General features: G+C 46.1%; 22 protein-coding genes and 1 CRISPR repeat array. Of the genes, 16 read left to right on the top strand and 6 right to left on the bottom strand.

The features are described 5' to 3' along the window. Positions 1-38 precede the first annotated feature (38 nt). The 4 genes from NST83_RS16765 to NST83_RS16750 all read left to right on the top strand — a co-directional run bounded on the left by NST83_RS16765 (position 39) and on the right by NST83_RS16750 (position 3228). Complete coding sequence (locus NST83_RS16765; protein WP_342414985.1) at positions 39-1046, top strand: tripartite tricarboxylate transporter substrate binding protein; 1008 nt, start codon at positions 39-41, stop codon at positions 1044-1046. A gap of 48 nt (positions 1047-1094) precedes the next feature. Next, complete coding sequence (kdgT, locus tag NST83_RS16760; RefSeq protein WP_342414984.1) at positions 1095-2096, top strand: 2-keto-3-deoxygluconate transporter; 1002 nt, start codon at positions 1095-1097, stop codon at positions 2094-2096. Positions 2097-2250: 154 nt separating this feature from the next. Then, positions 2251-2604 (top strand): hypothetical protein, encoded by a 354-nt coding sequence (locus tag NST83_RS16755; protein WP_342414983.1) that lies wholly within the window; start codon positions 2251-2253, stop codon positions 2602-2604. Positions 2605-2757: 153 nt separating this feature from the next. After that, complete coding sequence (locus tag NST83_RS16750) at positions 2758-3228, top strand: hypothetical protein (protein WP_342414982.1); 471 nt, start codon at positions 2758-2760, stop codon at positions 3226-3228. Between the two features lie 69 nt (positions 3229-3297). Here the strand turns inward: NST83_RS16750 and NST83_RS16745 are convergent, their stop codons facing one another. From NST83_RS16745 to fdhF, 3 genes are read right to left on the bottom strand one after another with little or no spacing between them, the layout of a single operon-like run. Further along, on the bottom strand, positions 3298-3576 hold the full coding sequence (locus NST83_RS16745) for a hypothetical protein (protein WP_342414981.1): 279 nt from the start codon (positions 3574-3576) through the stop codon (positions 3298-3300). A 29-nt stretch (positions 3577-3605) separates the two neighbouring features. Beyond that, positions 3606-4088: a DUF1641 domain-containing protein gene (locus NST83_RS16740; RefSeq protein ID WP_342414980.1), complete on the bottom strand. Its 483-nt coding sequence runs from the start codon at positions 4086-4088 to the stop codon at positions 3606-3608. 14 nt (positions 4089-4102) lie between these two features. Continuing rightward, entirely contained in the window at positions 4103-7045 is a 2943-nt protein-coding gene (gene fdhF / locus NST83_RS16735; RefSeq protein WP_342414979.1) for a formate dehydrogenase subunit alpha, read from the bottom strand. An 842-nt stretch (positions 7046-7887) separates the two neighbouring features. Here fdhF and moaA point away from each other — a divergent pair. From moaA to NST83_RS16695, 8 genes are all read left to right on the top strand, one after another. Then, entirely contained in the window at positions 7888-8901 is a 1014-nt protein-coding gene (moaA, locus tag NST83_RS16730; protein ID WP_342414978.1) for a GTP 3',8-cyclase MoaA, read from the top strand. A gap of 39 nt (positions 8902-8940) precedes the next feature. Next, positions 8941-9753: a formate dehydrogenase accessory sulfurtransferase FdhD gene (gene fdhD / locus NST83_RS16725; protein WP_137061797.1), complete on the top strand. Its 813-nt coding sequence runs from the start codon at positions 8941-8943 to the stop codon at positions 9751-9753. A 29-nt stretch (positions 9754-9782) separates the two neighbouring features. After that, the gene (locus tag NST83_RS16720; protein ID WP_137061798.1) at positions 9783-10031 is read left to right on the top strand and encodes a MoaD/ThiS family protein; all 249 of its coding nucleotides are present in this window, start codon (positions 9783-9785) and stop codon (positions 10029-10031) included. Positions 10032-10087: 56 nt separating this feature from the next. Next, the gene (locus NST83_RS16715) at positions 10088-10792 is read left to right on the top strand and encodes a molybdenum cofactor biosynthesis protein MoaE (protein ID WP_342414977.1); all 705 of its coding nucleotides are present in this window, start codon (positions 10088-10090) and stop codon (positions 10790-10792) included. A 16-nt stretch (positions 10793-10808) separates the two neighbouring features. Then, positions 10809-11879 carry a thiazole biosynthesis adenylyltransferase ThiF gene (locus NST83_RS16710; protein ID WP_342417976.1) on the top strand — a complete coding sequence of 357 codons (1071 nt, stop codon included), beginning with the start codon at positions 10809-10811 and terminating at the stop codon, positions 11877-11879. A 76-nt stretch (positions 11880-11955) separates the two neighbouring features. Further along, the gene (modA, locus tag NST83_RS16705; protein WP_137061800.1) at positions 11956-12777 is read left to right on the top strand and encodes a molybdate ABC transporter substrate-binding protein; all 822 of its coding nucleotides are present in this window, start codon (positions 11956-11958) and stop codon (positions 12775-12777) included. 27 nt (positions 12778-12804) lie between these two features. Further along, entirely contained in the window at positions 12805-13470 is a 666-nt protein-coding gene (modB, locus tag NST83_RS16700) for a molybdate ABC transporter permease subunit (RefSeq protein WP_137061801.1), read from the top strand. A 190-nt stretch (positions 13471-13660) separates the two neighbouring features. After that, positions 13661-14008, top strand: coding sequence for a DUF2294 domain-containing protein (locus NST83_RS16695; RefSeq protein ID WP_137061802.1), 348 nt, complete (start codon positions 13661-13663; stop codon positions 14006-14008). A 17-nt stretch (positions 14009-14025) separates the two neighbouring features. Here NST83_RS16695 and NST83_RS16690 read toward each other — a convergent pair whose 3' ends face one another. Beyond that, positions 14026-14454 carry a DUF4395 domain-containing protein gene (locus tag NST83_RS16690; protein ID WP_342414976.1) on the bottom strand — a complete coding sequence of 143 codons (429 nt, stop codon included), beginning with the start codon at positions 14452-14454 and terminating at the stop codon, positions 14026-14028. A 160-nt stretch (positions 14455-14614) separates the two neighbouring features. Here NST83_RS16690 and NST83_RS16685 point away from each other — a divergent pair, with 160 nt between their 5' ends. Further along, positions 14615-15295 carry a hypothetical protein gene (locus NST83_RS16685; protein ID WP_342414975.1) on the top strand — a complete coding sequence of 227 codons (681 nt, stop codon included), beginning with the start codon at positions 14615-14617 and terminating at the stop codon, positions 15293-15295. Positions 15296-15921: 626 nt separating this feature from the next. Here NST83_RS16685 and NST83_RS16680 read toward each other — a convergent pair. After that, entirely contained in the window at positions 15922-16137 is a 216-nt protein-coding gene (locus NST83_RS16680) for a helix-turn-helix transcriptional regulator (protein WP_342414974.1), read from the bottom strand. Positions 16138-16309: 172 nt separating this feature from the next. On the opposite strand from NST83_RS16680, the gene NST83_RS16675 reads away from it, so the two are divergent. Then, positions 16310-16960 carry a hypothetical protein gene (locus NST83_RS16675; protein WP_342414973.1) on the top strand — a complete coding sequence of 217 codons (651 nt, stop codon included), beginning with the start codon at positions 16310-16312 and terminating at the stop codon, positions 16958-16960. Between the two features lie 84 nt (positions 16961-17044). Continuing rightward, on the top strand, positions 17045-17158 hold the full coding sequence (locus tag NST83_RS16670; RefSeq protein WP_223264084.1) for a putative holin-like toxin: 114 nt from the start codon (positions 17045-17047) through the stop codon (positions 17156-17158). A gap of 504 nt (positions 17159-17662) precedes the next feature. Here the strand turns inward: NST83_RS16670 and NST83_RS16665 are convergent. Continuing rightward, entirely contained in the window at positions 17663-18151 is a 489-nt protein-coding gene (locus NST83_RS16665; protein WP_342414972.1) for a hypothetical protein, read from the bottom strand. Positions 18152-18515: 364 nt separating this feature from the next. Further along, a CRISPR array of direct repeats spans positions 18516-19357; the repeat unit is 32 nt; unit sequence GTCGCACTCTATATGAGTGCGTGGATTGAAAT. A gap of 365 nt (positions 19358-19722) precedes the next feature. On the opposite strand from NST83_RS16665, the gene NST83_RS16660 reads away from it, so the two are divergent. Then, a complete protein-coding gene (locus tag NST83_RS16660; protein ID WP_342414971.1) occupies positions 19723-21195 on the top strand; it encodes a hypothetical protein in 1473 nt (490 codons plus the stop codon). The last annotated feature ends 97 nt before the right edge of the window (positions 21196-21292 follow it).

Here is a 21292-nt window from a genome sequence, read left to right as displayed (position 1 = left end):
GACTGGCCCAGTTCATTTTTCGGAAAAGAGGAAGCGTAATGAAGAACAAGCCATGGCAAAAATATGTGCTGGTTGCGGCGGGAGTGGCTTTTCTTTCTGCCTTGAGTATCAGTGAATATGTGGATCAACACGCCTTGCATGACCACAATGGTGCATTTCCTGTGAAGCCTATTACCCTCGTCGTTCCATATGCGGCGGGTGGCGGGACGGATATCACGGCAAGAGCATTAGCGAAAGCCGCCGAAAAGCATCTCGGTCAGCCGATCATCGTCGTTAACCGGACGGGTGGAGGCGGTTCGGTCGGACTGATGGAAGGGGCTGAGGCGCAGGCGGACGGCTACACTGTAACCTATCTGGTTGCGGAGCTGACCACATTGCCACATCTGGGACTGCTGCCCCTCACCTATGAGCGCTTTAAACCTCTGGTCCAAACCAATATGGACCCTTCTGCCATCACGGTTAGAGCGGATGCGCCCTGGACGACGGCCGAAGCATTTCTGGAGGACGCTCATGCTCATCCCGGCAAGCTGAAAATGGGCAATGCAGGCACGGGTAGCATCTGGCACCTCGCTGCTGCGATGCTGGAGCAAAAAAGCGGAGTCCGCTTTACCCATATCCCCTATGAGGGGGCAGGGCCAGCCGTATCAGCGTTGCTGAGCGGCTTCGTGGATGCTGTGCCGGTCAGTCCTGCGGAAGTGAAAAAGGATGTGGACCAAGGGAAGCTGCGCATACTGGCGATACAGGCAGACACCGTTTCGGAAGCGTTTCCAAATGTACCGACGTTACAGCAGGCTACTGGGCTGCGTGTACATTTTATCGGGACTTGGAGAGGGCTGGCTGTGCCCAAGGATACGCCGGATGAGATTGCTCAAACCCTGGCGGACGCACTGATCAAGGGGACGAAAGATGAGGAATTCAGGGAAGAAATGCGTAGGCATGGATTGGGGCTACGTGTTAAGGATGCAGAAGCATTCGCACGACAGTTGAAGGAAAGCCATGACACCTTCGCAAGACTGATTCCCGAACTAGGCTTGAGCCGCAAGTAAAACGGCCTTGTTTTTGCGCTGGCAAAAACGAAAGGGTTGAATGAAGTTATGAAAATCAAACAAAACATTGATAAAATTCCAGGGGGCATTATGCTGGTGCCGCTGTTTATAGGCGCATTGGTTCATACTTTTATGCCTTGGGCCGGGGATTACTTTGGATCGTTCACCAAGGGGCTAATGACTGGGACAGTACCGATTTTGGCGGTGTGGTTTTTTTGTATGGGTGCTTCGATTGATGTACGAGCTACAGGTACCGTATTGCGTAAGTCAGGTACACTCGTATTGACTAAAATTGCAGTCGCTTGGGTGGTGGCGATCATTGCGTCTAAACTGCTGCCCGTCGGTGGCGTGGAAAGCGGGCTTTTTGCCGGACTGTCGGTATTGGCGCTGATTTCCTCCATGGATATGACGAATGGTGGGCTATACGCCTCCATTATGCAGCAATATGGTTCCAAGGAAGAGGCAGGGGCATTCGTGCTGATGTCCTTGGAATCGGGTCCGTTAGTGACCATGCTCATTTTGGGCAGTACCGGACTGGCTGTTTTTGAGCCGCAGGCTTTTGTGGGGGCGGTATTACCATTTCTGGTCGGGTTCATACTGGGGAATCTGGATCATGATTTTCGTAAATATTTTGGTAGCGCCACGCATGCGCTTATTCCATTTTTCGGTTTTGCACTGGGCTGTTCCATCGATCTGAGTGTGATTGTTCAAACCGGCTTGCTTGGTATTATATTGGGCATCGGCGTCATTATTATTACAGGCATTCCGCTGATCCTGGCGGACAAATATATCGGCGGTGGCAACGGTACAGCAGGACTTGCAGCCTCCAGTACGGCAGGTGCGGCGGTGGCCAATCCGGTCATTGTTGCGAATATGAAGCCAGAGTTCCTGCCTGTAGCGCAATCAGCAACTGCGTTAGTAGCTGCTTCGGTCATCGTTACCTCTATATTGGTGCCCATTTTGACAGCTTACTGGTCCAATTATGTTAAACGCAAAGGAGAATCCAGGGGAGCCGGGCCTGTAAATCCTGGCGCGAATGTGCCTAAATAAAGCTCGGATGATCCCGGATCGACTTATTCCAGATCATTTTCTGAGCCTCTCCATTACCCGGGAAATGCTTTTGCAGAAACTAACTCATATACTGACACCACAAACTTGTCCTAAAGCGCTTCCGCAAACATACATATGTAAGCAGAGGAGCGTGATGGAATTGGAGAACAAGGTGCGTCGCTACTATCAGTTAAAGCAGAAGCAAAAAGAAATAGAAGGCGAACTGACTGATTTACGTAATGACATTACAGCTCATTGTGCGCAGCAGGGAGTGGCAGAATGGGAAATTGGCAGCTACCGGGTGAAAATTGTGCAGCAGCACCGCAAAGAATACGATCATACCAAGCTGTATGATTCGCTGCCTGATCCGCAGCTATGGCGCTTGTTTTCCAAACCGGATACTTCGAAGATTGCCAGTTTGCTTAAACTCAAGGTCATCGCAGAGGAGCAATTAAAAGATGCTGTTTCTCTCAGAATGGTGACGCTTTTGCAGGTGGACAAAAAATAAAAGGCAGATCATAGCGTTACTTTATAAAGTGCTGTAGCCTCAGAAAGGTTGTTCGGTATGCGTCCGAATAGCCTTTTTCGCCTTTCCAATTTGCGTGATAGCTTTGGAGTGGTGTAATCTAGTAAAAGTTGGTTGAGACGGAGGAAGCATACATTGAACACGGAGACTGCTGTCAGTAAAGTATTTTTATATGTATTTTCAATGCTCGTTGCGTTGGCTTCCTGTCATGGGTTCATGTTGTACTGGATGTGGCAGTTGCCGGAGTTGGCACATGAATCTTCTGATTTGGAAAATGGCTTGGGTCTATTTGCCACGGGTATCGTTTTTGCCTTCATTGCTTTTGCTGTTCATCTGATTCTCCATATCCTAATTTTCGCTCATTTGCTTCATCGTAACGATCATACTATGAAAGTGAAAACGTTGCTATTCCATAAGGAAACAGACAGCAACGCAATCCTTCGTGTTTGTCTGCTGGTGATCCTGCTGATTTGGATCGTTTATGCTACCATTTTACATACAATTCCGCTGTTTTCGGTCATTAGCTTTACGCTGGTTTTTATCAATTATGGTATTTGGCTGTTGCAATTTTTGACGGAGAGACGAGGCAGGGAGGTTCGATTGTAGGCAAAGCATCAAGGGAACATGAAAAGAGCTGACACCCGTTTGCGGTGGGTCAGCTCTCTTTTACTGTTGTTACCCTTGGCCGTTAAGCACCTGTCGAAAGTAAAACCGATACGTATTATAAAGGAATGTTTGGAGTGGAAGCAGGACCTCCAACTGGTATTTACTAATGATATCAGGGAAGCGTGTCTTTCCTTTTTGCCGAAGCTCCCTGACCGTGTCTTCATTCATTTCCGTTGTTGTGGCAAGCTCCCCAATCAAAGTCTCCACATATGGCCAACAATGCTCCAGCAATAGCTGAAGGCATTCCTGATCGTCCTCCTGCTGATAGCGTCGAATATAATCTTGCAACTCTGTATCCACCTCCACGCTATATTCAGCTACTTATCGGACAAGCTTTTTCCCAGCCCTTTGAGAAAATGAATGCCAAAACCCATCGCCCGGTTTACATCCGGATCATTCATAGCCTTCATGAGATCGCGCAGGCGGGTCTTTTTGTTCTGTTTTAGATGCTCTTCGGCTTCGTTCAGGCCTGAAGTGACGCTGCCCACCAGCTTTTTCATTAGCTCGGGGTCTACCTCGGACAGCATGCCGACTGCTCCCATCAGATTGTTGATGATGTTCGTCACAGGCTTGCGCGTCGCTTGTCCTACAGCAATTTTAGCGATGCTTTCCTTGGCTTTCAGCATAGACTGAGCCGCTTCGAGAAGACCGCTATCGTGCAGCTCACGCACAATTTCGAGCGTCTTCTGCAATGCGGCCCCGTTGTCTGCCAGATCAGCAGTAAGCTGATCCAGCGATTGCTTTTGCCGTTCTTCTTCTGTCAACACACGCTTTCGTATGATTGAAATAGGCTTAGCCATGAGTCTGACCTCCTTTATTTTTGATCCACCAGATCGACGTAACCGGGACGATTCCATTTCCGCTCCACTTCAACCCCATTTTGCGGATGACGCTGTTTATAGCGCGGGTTGATACGTGGCAGCGGATTTTGACCATCGACCTCCAAAATGTGCATTCGTACCTTGTTTTGCTTATAAGCCGGTGTGTTGGTGATTACATCGAATGCTCCACCAGTTAACAGGTTCACGGCGCTGTCATGGCTGCTGGAGTGCATAGGTACGTAGATATCGGTTCCCTGCATCCGGTCGGTGATGAGAACACGCAGCTTCACGGCACCATATGGCGATTCCAGTCGAACCAGAGATCCGTCCTTGATTCCGCGTTCCTTGGCCAATTCCGGCGATACCTCCACAAATACGCTTGGAAGCTTGAGCTGGATACCCGGTGATTTGGTCGTCAGATTTCCTTCATGGAATTGTTCGAGCAGTCTGCCGTTGTTTAAGGTCAGATCGAACTCAGCCGGATATTGTTTAGGCGGTACATATTCGAAAAGACCGAGACGTGCCTTTTTATCCGGGAAGTTAAAGCCGTTGGTGTGTAAAAGCGGCGTGTTGCTGCCATCCGGCGATCCCCAGTGGAAGCTGTTCCAGCCTTCCAATACGTCATAATTACACTGGGAGAAAAATGGAGTGAGTGACGCCATTTCCTCAAAAATTTCACTTGGATGGCTGTAGCTCCAATCAAATCCCATGTGCTTGGCAAATTGGCTGAAAATCCACCAGTCCGGTTTGCTGTCTCCTACAGGCTTGAGCGCCTCATATAAACGCTGCACGCGACGTTCGGTGTTCGTAAAGGTACCGTCTTTTTCGAGCGAAGGTACGGCGGGCAAAATGACATCTGCGAATTCTGCTGTTTTGCTCAGGAATACATCCTGAACGACGAGGAAATCCAGGTTCGCCAGCATTTCCTGTGTATGGTTGGAGTCCGCATCCACCCACGCCATTTCTTCTCCGGCGATATACATCGCTTTTAGCTCACCTGTTTCAATGGCCTCCAGCATTTGGATATTGTCCAGTCCGCGTTGGCCCGGAATGTGTACCCCGTAGGCCGCTTCGAACTTGGCACGAATGTCATCGTTGGTGACAGGCTGATAACCCGGGAAAATATCCGGCATCGTGCCCATGTCAGCAGCACCCTGAACATTGTTATGTCCGCGAAGCGGATACGCGCCTGCACCTGGACGCATAAAGTTTCCGGTCACCAGCAGCAGGTTGGCAATCGCAATAGAGGTGTAGGAGCCTGCGATGTTTTGCGTCACACCCATGCCCCAGCAAATGGCAGTGCCATTGGCTTCATGGACCATAGTCGCTACCTCAATCAGCGTCTCTTTGGAAATGCCCGTTTCCTGCTCTGCAAATTCCAATGTAAAGTTCTCCAGCAACTTCAAATATTCGGGATAAAAGTTTACATGTTCTTCAATGAATGTTGCGTCATGCCAGTTTTGATCAATGATGTACTTGGTTACAGCGGATAACCATACATAATCTGTACCTTGCTTCGGACGAATGAACAGGTCCGCACGATCCGCCATTTCATGCTTGCGCAGATCGACCGCGATCAGCTTTTGACCGTGCAGCTTATGCGCACGTTTAATACGGGTAGCCAGCACCGGATGTCCTTCTCCCGGCGCACAGCCGACCAGCATGACCAGACCTGCTTTGGCAATGTCTTTAATCGTACCGCTGTCGCCGCCAATGCCTCCGGTGTGTTGCAGCCCCCATGAGGCGGGGGATTGGCAGTACCGTGAACAGTTATCGACATTATTCGTTTGGAATACCTGACGCGCCAACTTTTGCATCAGATAGTTTTCTTCATTCGTAAATTTGGACGAGGAAATAAAGCCGAGCGCCTCGCCGCCGTGTGTTTCTTTAATAGCACCCATTTTGCTGGCCATCAGGCTTAGTGCTTCTTCCCAGGTCGCCTCCACAAATTCGTCACCTTGACGAATTAAAGGGGTGGTCAAACGTTGATCACTGTTCACAAAATCCCAGCCGAATTTCCCTTTAACGCAGGTCGAGATGCCGTTCACAGGTCCTTCAGAGGTAGGCTGTACCTTCAAAATTTTGCGACCCTTGGTCCAAACCTCAAAGCTGCAACCTACGCCGCAAAAGGTGCAGACGGTTTTAGTTTTTTTCGTACGGGTTTCACGCATGGCTGCTTCTGCTTCGGATATGGCAAAAATACCGCTATAGCCTGGCTCCACTTCCTTAATTAAATCTATCATCGGATTTAACAAGTCCTTCTCCATGCCGCTCATGAAGCCGGCTTCACCCAGCATGGATTTCTCCATCAAGGCATTACAAGGACAGACCGTTACACACTGACCGCAGCTGACGCACGAGGAATCGTTAATCGCAACACCATCATCCCAAATGACGCGAGGGCGTTCAGCTTCCCAGTCGAGAGAGAGGGTTTCATTGACCTGAAGGTTTTGACATACCTCTACGCATTGGCCGCAGGCAATACACTGATTTGGGTCATATCGGTAAAACGGATGGGACATATCGACTTCCGTCGGACCAACCTTGGGCTGATATGGATATTTTTGATGCTCAATTTCCATAAGCTCTGCCGTATTATGCAAGGAACAATTACCATTGTTGTTATCACATACGGTGCAGTAGAGGAGGTGATTTTCCAGCAACCGATCCATGGCTTCTGTTTGGGCTGCTTTGGCGCGGTCCGAGTTTAATTGAATATTCATTCCGTCCGCAGCAAGTGTCGAGCAGGAGCGAACGAGCTTGCCGTTGACCTCCACGATGCAGGTATCACAGGTGCGGATCGGATCGACCTCGGGAACATAACATAGTTGGGGATGGGCGATATTATTTTCGTTAATGACTTCAAGAATCGTTGTGCTGTCTTTGGTTTTCAGTTCCTGTCCGTTTAATGTAATTTTGATCGTACTATGAATCACGGTTCAGGCTCCTTTCAGATTTGAAATGTAAAAATTAGAAATAAAAAAACTCCACCATAAACACAAGTGCTCGGGAGGAAGCACTTGTGTTTATGGTGGAGTAGTGACCAAGCTCTAGGTCCTGGAGGCCAATCCGCCATATGCGTATGTATTAATAACAAACGGTACACACCGCCTGTATATCAATAACCTGAATATGTCATTTTCTGCATGTCATCAGGTGTAACTATAACGTAAAATTTAAGATAGTTCAACGGTACATTATTAAAATTTTTAATTGATAATGATTATCGTTCGAGAAACGAAAAATCATTGACAAACGTTCGAGGATTGCTAACAATAAGAATGTAATCTATTGCAGAGCATTCGTGAATGGAGTGTGCGTGGGGAATCGCGTATATTTTATTTGTCGCAGCGCTTGTTAGTTTGATTTTTCTATATCACATGATGTGAGGATTCGTAGAATCCTGATGTAGATAAATTAACCGGCATTTAGCAGATTCTTCGATGTGTTCGATGGCGAAGGATTTGTTGTGATGTCGGTTTTTTGGTTCTGGATAAAATGAATTGAAGTTCACACGGTGCCACTACACAAACGGATGATGCTTCCCATCGCTGTTGCCCCCAGATTTCCTGAATGAACGAACAATGGTGGAAATCTGGAGGACAGTTTATGCTTACGATGCGAGCTTTCCTCCGGAAAGCTTTCAGGCGACCGCTATCGCTTGTCCAGCACCATTCCGTTTGCTCCGCTTTTGATGTGAATTTTCAAGTTCATTTTATACTGAATCAATATAGAGTTTAAAGGGTTTTATTAATGAAGACGGATTGAGGTGAGCGGGATGGCGAACCGGAGTGATGATCAATGGAATCGTCCGTTACGGGACTTGAGAATATCCGTCATAGACCGGTGTAATTTTCGGTGCCGGTATTGTATGCCGGAAGAAATCTTTGGCCATGACTATCCGTTTTTGCCAAAAGAAAAAATATTGACCTTTGAGGAAATTACCCGGCTTTCCCGTATTTTTGTCTCTCTGGGGGTTACCAAGCTGCGCATTACGGGCGGCGAGCCGTTGCTAAGAAAGGACTTGGCTTCGCTCATTCATTCGTTAACTCAACTCGAAGGAGTTGAAGATATGGCTATGACGACGAACGGCGTGTTTCTTCCTAAATATGCAGCGGCGCTTCGAGAGGCAGGGTTGAAGAGAGTGACGGTCAGTCTGGATTCGCTTGATGATGATCGCTTCCGCCGGATGAACGGGGGAAGAAGCAGCGTGCAAGCCGTGCTGGATGGTATTGATGCGGCAGCACAAGCGGGGATGCAGGTAAAAATCAATATGGTCGTACAAAAGGGCTTCAACGATCAGGATATTGTGCCCATGGCCGACTATTTTCAAAAGAAAAAACATATTTTGCGGTTTGTTGAGTTTATGGATGTAGGTAACACCAATGGCTGGAAATTGGATCAGGTCGTCTCCAAGCAGCAGATCATCGAAGCCATCCATAAGCAAATGCCGCTGGAGCCTGTCCCGCCCCACTACAAAGGCGAGGTAGCGACGCGTTACAGGTATCAGGACGGCGAAGGGGAAATTGGCATTATTTCGTCCGTTACGGATGCCTTTTGCTCCACCTGTACACGGGCCAGAATTTCCGCTGAAGGCTCCTTATATACATGCTTATTTGCTTCTCAAGGGTACGAGCTGCGCGGGATGCTGCGTTCTGAGCAGTCCGATGATGAGATAAGGGCTTACATTGAGCGTGTGTGGAGAGGGCGTACAGACCGCTATTCGGAGGAACGGCTGAACCATACGCAGCAATTAGCATCCAAAATTGAAATGTCACACATCGGCGGGTAACCGAAAAGCCAGCCTGCCAGAAACAAGGGAGTGGAGCACATGGAAAAGCCGGCTGAGATCAAACGCCAGATTCTCCGTTATCGTGACGGTCAAATCAAGCGTGATGAGGACACTGTGGTGACGGAGCATCCGGTGACGATCAAAATCAATCAGCAGGAATTTGCCACCATGGTTTGTACACCGGAGTATGTGGAGGATATGGCAGTAGGCTTTTTGGCCTCGGAAGGTGTCATTCAACAGTATGATGATATTGAAGATATTTGGGTTCAGGAAAAAGAAGGCTTTGTTCATATTAAAACCCGTCGGATGAATGAGTTCTATCAAAACTTTCATTCCAAACGGTACATTACCTCCTGCTGTGGGAAAAGTAGACAGGGCTTCTACTTTATGAACGATGCCAAAGTGGCAAAAAGAATGAACGACACCCATGTCATGCTGTCTTTTGACGACTGCTTCCGCCTGATGAACTTGATGCAAAATTCGGCGCACACGTTTCAGGAGACCGGAGGCGTCCATAATGCCGCACTGTGCGACAAGGACGGAATCATCCTGTCGAGAATGGATATTGGCCGCCACAATGCGCTGGATAAAATCTATGGATATTGCCTCAAGCATGATATTGTGTTACAAGATAAAATTATTGTGTTCAGCGGGCGCATTTCGTCTGAAATTTTGTTGAAGGTCGCCAAGATTGGCTGTGAAGTAGTGTTGTCCAAGTCGGCTCCGACAGAGCTTGCGCTTGAATTGGCTGAGGATCTGGGCATTACTACGGTAGGCTTTATACGAAATCATTCTCTGAATGTATATACGCATCCCCAGCGGATTGAGGAATTGGTTGAATCTAAAATATAGTGTGAACATTTCTGGGGGTGAACATTTAAATGAAATATCATATTCAAGTATTTGCCGGTCTTGCGGAGCAGATGGGAGGGCCTATTATCACAGTACCCACCGATCAGGAAACGATGACTATTGCCGCGTTAAAAGACCTGCTATCCGAGCGCTTTCCAGAAGTAGCCGCGCAGTTGCGGGGTTCTTTTGTTGCCAAAAACCAGGCTTATGCCGCACCGGAGGATCTGGTGAGTATAGTTGACGAAATTGCCATCATTCCCCCGGTTTCAGGAGGGTAAATTCGATACAGGCTAAGCGAGTTTGATAGGATAGGTGCAAAGGGGGTCAAATGCATATGCAATACCGTATTCAACTATTCGCGGGTATGGCGGAGCAGCTTGGTCAATCCGTGATCACGCTGGAGCTTCCGCAGGAAACGGTGACTGTTGCAGACATTCGAAAAAGCTTGAATGAGCAATATTCGGAAGCGGCTTCACTGCTGCAAGGTTCTTTTTTTACGAATAATAAAAAACTGGCTTCTCCAGAGGAAATCGTCCGTTCATCAGATACAATCACGCTTCTTCAATCCGCACCAGGGATGGAAACGGTCATTTCGCCATGTGGCTTGTTTGCGATCACGTACGATCCGATTGATGCTGATGAGGTGACCGCGAAGGTGCAGGACCCATCCCATGGAGCTTCCCTGACCTTTAATGGAACGACTCGGGAATATACACAAGGTCAGCGTACTGTGTTGCTGGAATATGAGGCGTATGTCCCGATGGCGATGAACACGATGAAGCAGATTGGTGACGAGATCGCAGAGCGTTGGCCGTCTACACGTACGGCGATTACACATCGGCTTGGTACGGTGAGGATTGGAGAGACGAGCGTTGTGATTGCTGTTTCTTCTGCACACCGCGATACTTGCTACGAAGCCAGCCGCCATGCGATTGAACGCTTGAAGCAAATCGTGCCGATCTGGAAAAAGGAAGTGTGGGAGGACGGCTCGGAATGGAAGGGGCATCAGCTAGGAGGTTGGAACCCTTATGGGGCGTAAAACAACGATGTCTGAAATGAAGAAGGATCAGAACATGAATGCCGATGTAGAAGCGCAGCCCCACGCGTCTCATGCCCGATATTCAAGGCAAGAGTTGTTTACGAAAATTGGGCCAGCAGGACAGCGAAATATCCGCAGCAAGCACGTGCTTATCATTGGGGCTGGAGCACTGGGTACCGCCAATGCGGACATGCTGGTGCGAGCGGGCATCGGACGGCTGACGCTGGTGGATCGAGATTATGTAGATTGGAGCAATTTGCAACGCCAACAGCTCTATGATGAAGCGGACGCTCGTGATCATATGCCGAAGGCGATTGCAGCGCAGAAGCGATTGCAGCAAGTCAATTCAGACGTGGACATTCGCGCGCTAATTCGGGACATATCACTGGAAGAAATCGACGATATCGCAGCAGGTGTGGACCTCATCGTAGATGCCACCGACAATTTTGATACACGTCTGCTCATTAACGATTACGCGGTCAAGCACCAAATTCCCTGGATTTATGGGGCTTGTGTGGGGAGTTACGGGACGACCTTTACCATCGTGCCGGGACAGACACCGTGCCTGCATTGCCTGCTCGGAACCGTACCGCTAGGCGGCGCGACCTGCGACACGGTCGGTGTGATTAGCCCGGCTGTACAGATGGTGGCAGCCTACCAAAGCGCCGAAGCACTGAAGCTCCTCACCGGGGACGACTCAGCGCTGCAAGGCAAACTGACTTCCTTTGATCTGTGGAACAATCAGCATCAGGCGATCCAGATCAGCGCGATGAAGAAAGCCGACTGCCCAACGTGCGGCGAGCATCCGGTGTATCCTTTTTTACAATCGGAGCATCAATCCAAGTCGGCTGTTTTGTGTGGACGTGATACGGTTCAAATCCGCCCGGCCTCCGGTGCTGTGCGCGATCTGAATGAAGCGGCACGTCTATTGTCACGCCAGGGAGGCAGAGTAGAACATAATCCATATCTGGTATCCGTTGTGATTGGAGCGCATCGGTTGGTTCTATTTCAGGATGGACGCGTTCTGATCCATGGCACGAAGGACATCGCCGAGGCGAGATCTATTGTTCACAAATATTTGGGCTGACCCAATAGAGTTGAACCGTTATGAGGTGTACATCGTTATACCCATTTCGGAATTTATAGGACAGGGGAAGAGTAAGTTGAAAATGAAATTTGGCTACATATTCACGTTGGTTGGATTGTTGGCATGGGTGCTGGCTGGTTGCTCGTCTTCGGCTGCTGTACAGTCGACACAATCTGCACCAAAAACGGAGATCATCGTATCTGCCGCTGCGAGTCTTCAAGATAGCCTCAACACGCTCAAGGACCAGTATGAAAAGCAGCATCCAGATATCAAACTTACCTTTAACTATGCTTCATCTGGCACATTGCAAAAACAGATTGAGCAAGGCGCACCCGCTGACGTATTTATTTCGGCAGGTATGAAGCAAATGAAGGCATTGACCGATGCTTCTTTAATAGAAAAGGATAGTGTACTACTCCAAAATAAACTGGTTGTGGTTGTTCCACAGGATAAGTCGAAAAGCACGGATAACAAAAATATTACACTCCATGATCTGACAAGCCCATCCTTTCTGAAAGTAGCTGTCGGGGAGCCAACTACCGTTCCTGCTGGACAGTATTCCAAAGAAGCGCTGACGAAGGCCGGACTATGGGACAAGCTGGAGTCGAAGCTGGTATTCGCCAAGGACGTAAGACAGGTATTAAACTATGTAGAAACAGGCAACGCCGATGCGGGACTCGTCTACCTGACGGATGCCAAATCTTCGGATAAAGCAGTCGTTGCACTGGAAGTGCCTGAGGAACTTCATGCTCCGATTCTGTACCCGGAAGGTATTGTAAAAGCAACGAAACACAGCAAGGAAGCTGGTGAGTTTCTCGATTTTCTGCGTACGGATGAAGCGATGGGCGTATTCAGCAAGGACGGATTTTCAGCTCCTACAGAAACGACTGGAAAATAGCATCCATCTATAAAGGAGGGGGTCCCGTTGGATTGGTCAGCTTTTCTTCCTCCGGTTATCGTATCCGTCAAAGTAGCCGTCGTCGCCAGCATCTTTGTATTTCTGTTAGCTACTGTGGTGGCTCGGATGATGGCGAACTGCAAGCTGCGGAGGGGAACCAGCGTGATCGAGACGGTCTTACTTCTTCCACTTGTTTTGCCCCCCACAGTCGTTGGCTTTATTTTGCTCATCTTGCTGGGGAGGAAAAGCTGGATCGGTATAGCCTTCGAAAGCCTGTTCCAGCAGACGATTGTATTTACGTGGGGAGCTGCGGTGGTGGCTTCTGTAATTGTGGCTTTTCCACTGGCTTATCGGACGATCAAGGCAGGTTTTGAAGCCGTCGATCCCGAGGTAGAGCAGGCTGCACGTGCCCAAGGTGCCAACGAATGGCAAGTATTTCGCTACATTACAATGCCTCTTGCCTATCGCCCGCTCATCTCGGGATACATTCTTGGATTTGCCCGGGGATTAGGAGAATTTGGCGCTACGCTGATGCTTGCGGGTAATATTCCCGAACAGACCCAAACCCTGTCTACGGCGATTTACACCGCGTCCGAGGCCGGAAATATGGCACTCTCCTGGAGCTGGGTGGCCGTCATCATTCTGTTCTCTTTTATCATGTTGATGCTTTCAAACCGATTGGTGAAGGATTAGCCCGCTATAGAGTATGAAACCTACGCAGTCTGCCGATGGGGCAGGCTGTGTTTTATTTTCTTATGTTTGGCATATATCACAAAGCATGTTCCAAAAATCACTTTCGTTCAATCTCTGTTTTATATGAGAGAAATCAGTTATGATGGAAATAGTAACAAGGATTTTAGTAGATTTAGGAGAGCGGTGCGATATGAGAAAGGAAACGGGTTTTAACGAAATTATTCGAAAAGTACGTAAAGAGCTATTTGGAAAAGGCCCGGAACGCATACATACAACCTTTGTAGATAACATGGCCATCACGATGCTGTACGGTAATTTAACCCCTTCTGAAAAGTTTCTGGCACAAGAGGTTGCCGGGAAAGAGATGGTGCATGCAGCCCGAACCAAAATGGTTCAGAAAATCTATCCCGTACAGTTCAACAAAGAACTGGAGGAATACATGGATTCCCGACTGCTGCACCTCTTTTCAGATATTAAGGTGGAAGAAGATATAGCTATCTCTGTTTTTGTGTTTGAGGATACGATTGTTGCAAAATAGGATGAAGGGGAGGCAATCTATACGTGATTTCTTCTCCGATATTGATATTGGGACCATTGGTAGAGAATAAAGCATCCGACACAAAAGCCCAGAATAGCCACCAATGCCGCAACCAGCACCATCGCCGAGAACACATAAGCGACAACACTCCATTGGAACGTAAATCCTGCCAGAGCCACCAGCAGAAAAAAGACGGCAAGGAGTTGATTAAATCTTTGCTGTCCCCGGTCTTCCTGCACATATGAGGAAGGGCTTTTCTTTAAAAACAGCTTGGCTACCCGCATCACCGGATTGAAGTTGAAAAGCACACCGAGCAACCCCGCAACCAGCGGAATAGCTAACACCCCATACGCCCCTGTAATCCAGGTAAAGACCACAGACAGCACAATCACCCATTGATTAGTCCTGACCAACGGACGGGGAATCGAGGCAGGAACTTGACTCATATATATCATCCTTTTCATATCGGAATAAAATAGTTGAGATCATTATAACGTAATGGTTGGGGAATAGATAGCTGAAAAATGGTTTGTATGATCATTACTATAGACCCATTACCAAAGACATGGTAGAGTTTTGGTATATATTCGGTAAAGGGGTCAGTTTATGAAAAAGGTATTGTTATGTTTATGCGTAGCAGGAGTCGTTCTATCGGGCTGTACTACTTCCAAGAGCGGTACCACAAGTACAGAGAGTGCTACAAGTTCAAATGCATCAGGAGGCTCTGACAGTTCAACTGTACATGAGACGGTAGCGACTGAAAATAAGGGATATCAAGGTAAAATATCATTTCGCAACGTAGGCTGGGGGATGAGTAAAGAGCAAGTAAAGGCATCTGAAGATATGAAGGTTGAGGAAGAAGATCAAGAGTCGATTGCCTATTATTCCAAGATATTGGGACTGGAAAGCGGACTCATGTACTTTTTTGTGGATGATCAATTGGTTCGTGCAGGTTATTTAGTTACAGAAAAACATACGAATAAGAATGATTATATTGAGAATTATAATGACTTAAAAAAGAGCCTAACGGAGAAATACGGCAAGCCTAGCAGTGATGATACCCTTTGGAAGGGAGAGTTATACAAGGATACACCAAGCCAATGGGGAATGGCTGTAGCGACAGGTGAATTGCATTATCAGGCAGCATGGGAGACAGAAGATACAGAAATTTTGCTTGATTTACAAGGTGATAATTTCGAGCCCCAACTGAGTCTATTGTATGACAGCAAGGAACTACAGCATTTGAGTGAGCAACAAAAGGATCAGGAGTTGAAAAAGAATTTATAACAGAACAAGGCATGGGTTTCATAGGCTTGAGTGCGAACCCCAAGTGCACATGAAATCCCCGGAACATTCGCACCCCGCGCCAGACAAGGGATTCAGCGATTTTGGGGTGTGGTTTCAACATTTATTGCTACGTTAAAAAGAGATTTGCGAAAAAGCTTTTACAAAGCCTTGCTGGGTAAGGCTTTGTAACGCGTGCTGTCGCTCCTTATGTAGGAGCGTGGATTGAAATACTCATAGCGGCACCTCATAGTCGCCAAACCATCCAGTCGCTCCTTATGTAGGAGCGTGGATTGAAATAATCGCTAAACGCATGAAAGCTGCATCTTTGACCCATGTCGCTCCTTATGTAGGAGCATGAATTGAAAACACGTATTTCTCATACCCCACATGTAGCACAGCTATGACGTTCCTCATGTTTCTTTGAAACATAAAAAAGGTTTGCCTTTGAACTTGGCAAGCCTTTTTTGTGTTGGTTAAAATGCCAATGGACTCATCTTGATGAACTAACTTTTTTATAGTCGTGGAACTGCTTGGACTACCACCCTAAAAAGCTGAACACCAAAAAAGAAGCCCGTTTTAAAACAGACTCCTTAATCTATTCCTACGCTTAACATGCATAAACCACGCTATTCCGTTTCTTCAAACTGCATTAGCACGGAAATGTCCTTGATCTCCAAAGCATAGGCGATCTTTTCAAGCATAAGCAAGTTTACTTCTTGTCTTCCATTTTTACAAAGCTGTGAGATTCTTGCTTGATTAACACCTGATTTTTCAGAAAGTTGCATTTGCGTCATATTTCGGTCTTTTAACACTTCTTTAAGCCTTATATTTAATTTTAGCAAGAAAAAGAAACCTCCTAAAAACTCATTGACATTATTCATTTATGCGAATAATATAATGCATATACGATTTATTCGCTAATGCGAATATAATACCAACCCAAAGGGATGTAACGAACATACCCTTAGCTTTGCTATTGCTATTTTACCAGAATTTCAATGGAGGATGATACCTGTGACTGAAAAACGGAAAGCGAATGTGCAAGGGATCAAGGATATTGTACGCATGAATCAGGTGTGGGAGCAGGAAAAGGGAGAGCAGGAAGCAGCAGAGCTACACTATTATCATATTGTGGATGCACTTCATCGGAAATGGCAAACCATCGGTGTCAATGTTTCGGACGCGATTGAGGTTTTTGAAAGAGGGTATAACGATGCATGGACACGGATTATTGAGCCAGCTCCCTGGAACCCTAATTTAACCACTAATGATTTAATTCACCTGCTCAAAATCAGTCCTGAAGCTGTGCAGATTCGTCATGCTATGCAAATCATACTGAATACCGTTGAAAGACGCAATGCGTTCATCCGTCGTATCATCAATGTGAATGAACAGGCAATCCAACATCTGCTCTACCTGATGAAAGACGAATACCTGCGTTATAAGCAACTCTCGAATGAAGCCTTTATGGCGATGTATGCTATGAATCCGGTCGAAGCCTTATCTGTATATTTTCTGGAATCCGTAGATGTGCATATGTACTGGGAATGGTGTGATGCTGGCGGTACAGGCGAACAGGCCATTCAGTATAAGCATGAGGACCCTCACATGACGTTGATTCAAGCGATTGAAAGAGTAGAAGAGGAAATGTATGCCCGTACATAACAAACCATAGGTGTAGTTGCAACGCTGACGACAAAATGGCTTGGGTGGGCAGTTGGCTAGTCTCCTGCAAAGGATGTGAGGGCCGTGGAGGTTAAAGATGCTTTGACATTAATGATGATGTTCGGTACGCTGCTGGTTGCGTTGATCGGATTAATTGTCACCATCTTAATCGCATTGAACCAACACAACAGAAAGTAGACGGCCCACTTATAGCGAACTTCAAACCCGTTTGTTACCATTCAATGAAATGGGTATAGACCATACATCATATGAGGAGGACATATATATAAGGTGGATATTCAGCAAAAGAAAAAAGAGTTGATGCCAAAGAGTCCGTAGAAGAACTCATCCGCGATTTTGAGGAAAAGAAATCCAGTGGTAGGGGAGTGAGTTTTCCTGAAGTAAACAGTATATTGGATGATATCGCATTTCAGTCCGAAGAGCCCCAAAGCTATATAAAGGAATATGGTGAATCTATCTAAGAGTTGTTCTAGTTCGAACAGACGAACTTGCTTCATGTACCTAAACGTGCCAATGGCGAGACGTTTACCTATATCGGGTTCCATTACCGGATATTATTTTCAAGTGTTCGGGGCGGATTCTGCCTATTTATTTTATGATAGAGAATTGGGTAAAGCGGTCATTTGCTTCGAGTATTCCTAAGAGATATAGAAAAAGCTCCCCTGATGGGAGCTTTAAATCTTAATTCTTGTTCATTTCCACATCATGCTTTTTGGCAAGTGTGTTGAGTTGTTCTTGAAAATCTCTGATTAGCTTTCTACCCTCGCTGAGCTTGGCGTTACTTTCATTGACTAAGTTCAGATCCTGTTTATCCAACGCATCTACCATCGTAATCATGGCTTCATTTTGGATATTAACGGCCTTGATGTAGATTTCGTGAACGGCTCTTACCTCAGGAGTTTCCGTTTTTACAGCTTCTACTTTATCGACAAATTTGCTGTATTCCGGGATGATTTCATCATTTAAAGTATTATATAGTGTTAGATCATCTGCGTTATCATCTTTAGTCACGGCCTCATACTTGTCAGTTACTGCTGTTTCATCTTGTGCCAAGGGAAGCATTCCATCATTGATATACGTAATTAAATCTTTTTTAACAGGATCAGTAGAGCAGGCTGCCAAAATAGAAAAGCAACATAATACTAACATAAATACGCTAAGTTTTTTCATCTGTATTCCCCTTTTTATGTATGTTATGGGTAATTCGATGTGACTGTAGTCTAAAAGAACTATCCATATCTTTTATTATATCGTATAAATAAGAGAATGATAGGGTTTTTATGGTAAAATAGTGTCGAAACTAAGTTGATTGATCTACTCATTAAAAATAGGGTATCATATAGAAGGCGCTTCGGTGCGAACCCCAAGCGCACATGAAAATCCCGGGTCCTTCGCACCTCGAAATTTGTCGAAAAGTGTTGGGATGGCTATTTAACCTTAAAAGTCAATAGTTGATTCAAGCTTATTTGGCATCAGTTTTTACGATAATGTGTGGAATTGATATCGTTAGGGTATGAATTACTGCATTTTCGCTGTCGCACTCTATATGAGTGCGTGGATTGAAATACCACATATACGGGTATTGGGGTGATTTTATGGCGTCGCACTCTATATGAGTGCGTGGATTGAAATTATTCACAAAACTAAAGTCACGGGTTTAATCAAAAGTCGCACTCTATATGAGTGCGTGGATTGAAATCCTGTCTTGGCTGCGTCGATCTGCTTGAGGTATTTTGTCGCACTCTATATGAGTGCGTGGATTGAAATTTGTTTAAGTGTAGATGCCTTGGGGGCTGCTGGTGAGGTCGCACTCTATATGAGTGCGTGGATTGAAATTGCGAAATGTGGTGTTGACCATGAATCCGGTCAACGTCGCACTCTATATGAGTGCGTGGATTGAAATCAGCTTTTCAGATGCACGTTTCGCGGTAACATAGGAGTCGCACTCTATATGAGTGCGTGGATTGAAATTCTGGAGATCCAGAAGAGACAGCTAGGATCGTAGAGGTCGCACTCTATATGAGTGCGTGGATTGAAATCCTGAAGTGGGGGATTCTTGGGCAATCACAGTTTTTCGAGTCGCACTCTATATGAGTGCGTGGATTGAAATGTAGTAGCTAGGAAGATAGGACATAAGATTACTGTCGCACTCTATATGAGTGCGTGGATTGAAATTGCCCAGTCTAGGGCTATTTTGGCTTTTATTTCGTCGCACTCTATATGAGTGCGTGGATTGAAATATACTGTTGACTGTAGCAGTTAATATCTTTGCACTGTCGCACTCTATATGAGTGCGTGGATTGAAATCTTTGCTAGTCTGTTCATCTGTATATCTCTCCTTTGGGTCGCACTCTACATGAATGCGATATTAAAGCACAGCGCTCACAATAACTTTTTACGTGTTTTACGAAAGGTACATTATGTGCGCTCAAGATATGTGTTCAAGTTTTTTAGCTTGAAACTCAAAAAAAGGCTCCCTTTTAATTAGGGTAGCCTTATTCGTCGTGATTTTTAGGATAAAAAAGTAGACAAGGATTTCCAGTGCTCTGTCCACTGCCTCAGGCATAGTTCCAAAAGCGGTGACAAAATTATCACGGATTACAAATAAGAATATTTGAAGAAGTATCTTCCATTAGAACCAGAATTGCTTTATGATAGAGGATAGACAGCATAGAAGTTTTCCAGATGTATCTGGGGAATAGCGGAAATTTAGTAAAACATTCGAGAGGGGATTTTTTAGTATGAACAGGTTCAGAAAGGCAACTTCGCTGTTGCTAAGCACGGTGCTCCTGCTTTCTTTCGGGATGACTGCGAACGCGAGTCAAAGCACAGAGGGTAAAACGGAACAGGCGATTAAAGCGGAGTCCAGTTTTCAGCTAACAACTGAAAAAGAAAGCGTCATTAAAGATTTAACACGGGCAGACAAGCCCGCAAGCATTACAGATTCGGTGTATGCCATTACGGAAAATATCAACTTGCAAACGCCACAGAAATCTGTTTTGAAAAAGAAAGTTACCCCTTCGCTGAAAGCAAGTCCAAAGTCAGTATCAGCGAATGCCACAGCTACAGCGTCCTCCGCTACATATTCCGGTACGATTACGGAAGAGGGAGGTACGCAGTTTTTATATCCAATCTACTTGCAGCCCGGTGAATTGTTGCAGGCTCAATTAGACGGACCGTTTTCAGCACAGCTTGACTATGACTTGTACTTATATGAGTTTGATATGACGACAGGTGACATTAATCCCAATGCCATTGACAATTCCATCTACGGTACTTATTTTAACAATTATGAGCAAGGGTCTGCATCACTTCCCGAAAATGTAGGAGCCCGCAACACGACTGGATCTGAAAAGGCTTATGCGATTGCAGTCCATGCCAAGAAGGGGTCAAGTATTAATGATCTTTTCTATCTGACTGTGGCTACAAGCTCCAAATATGATGCATATGAGCCGGATGAGAGCGCCTTTCATGCTTATAATTTTACAATTAACAACGGAGGTTCTTCAATTAACTCACGCTCCATCCATTCCGGAATAGATAACGATTGGTATCAAATCACGATCCCAGCAGGTCGTAATTATGATGCTGTAAATGTAAGGCTGGATAGTACCTCGGAGAGCTACGGCTATAAAGCGGAAGTTTATGGGGTGCTCACTGGCAACCAAATGGTGCTTCTTCCGCAAACGAATCACAACGTTTCCCTGAATACAGGAACCTACTATGTGCGAGTGTACACCACAAGTCAGTATTCAGCCGACCATTTGTATACACTAACCATGAAACCGGTACTCAAGGCTGGTAAAATCGAAATTACGAGCTTTAACTCCAATGGCTATTATGACTATCCAACTTACTCATACGGTCGTCATTATCGTATTAACGGAGGCAGCAACCTGATCGTGAATGGTGTCGTTAAAACAACGGATGGTCAACTGGTTCCTAATGCGCCTGTCACTGTCGCTTGGCTGGATCAGAACTGGAGCGAGGGCAGCGGTAATCGTACCAGAACGGCTTCTACGTATACGAACGATTACGGGAGATTCAGTGTGACACTATCCCTTCCACAATCTACAGGAAGAAATGTAGAATATTTGAGTGACATTGGTTCTACACACTATTATGATCTTACAGGGGTAGCGGCTCAGGTCGACGGCACCTCGATTAGTGCAACGGATATTATTTATCTTTTTGCTTACAGTATTAGAAATTAATCATTTTTTAACGTAGTAGAGTAATACATAAGAGTCGCTTTTTTTCGCAATGGCTTGCTGAGGCTTTCCATTTTCGAAAAAGGCGGCTCTTTATGTT

The sequence above is a fragment of the Paenibacillus sp. FSL R10-2782 genome, from assembly GCF_038592985.1.
In the GTDB taxonomy this organism is placed as follows: Bacteria; Bacillota; Bacilli; order Paenibacillales; family Paenibacillaceae; genus Paenibacillus; species Paenibacillus terrae_C.
Note: the sequence above shows the minus strand (reverse complement) of the source record. Positions and strands in the feature narration are given on the sequence as shown.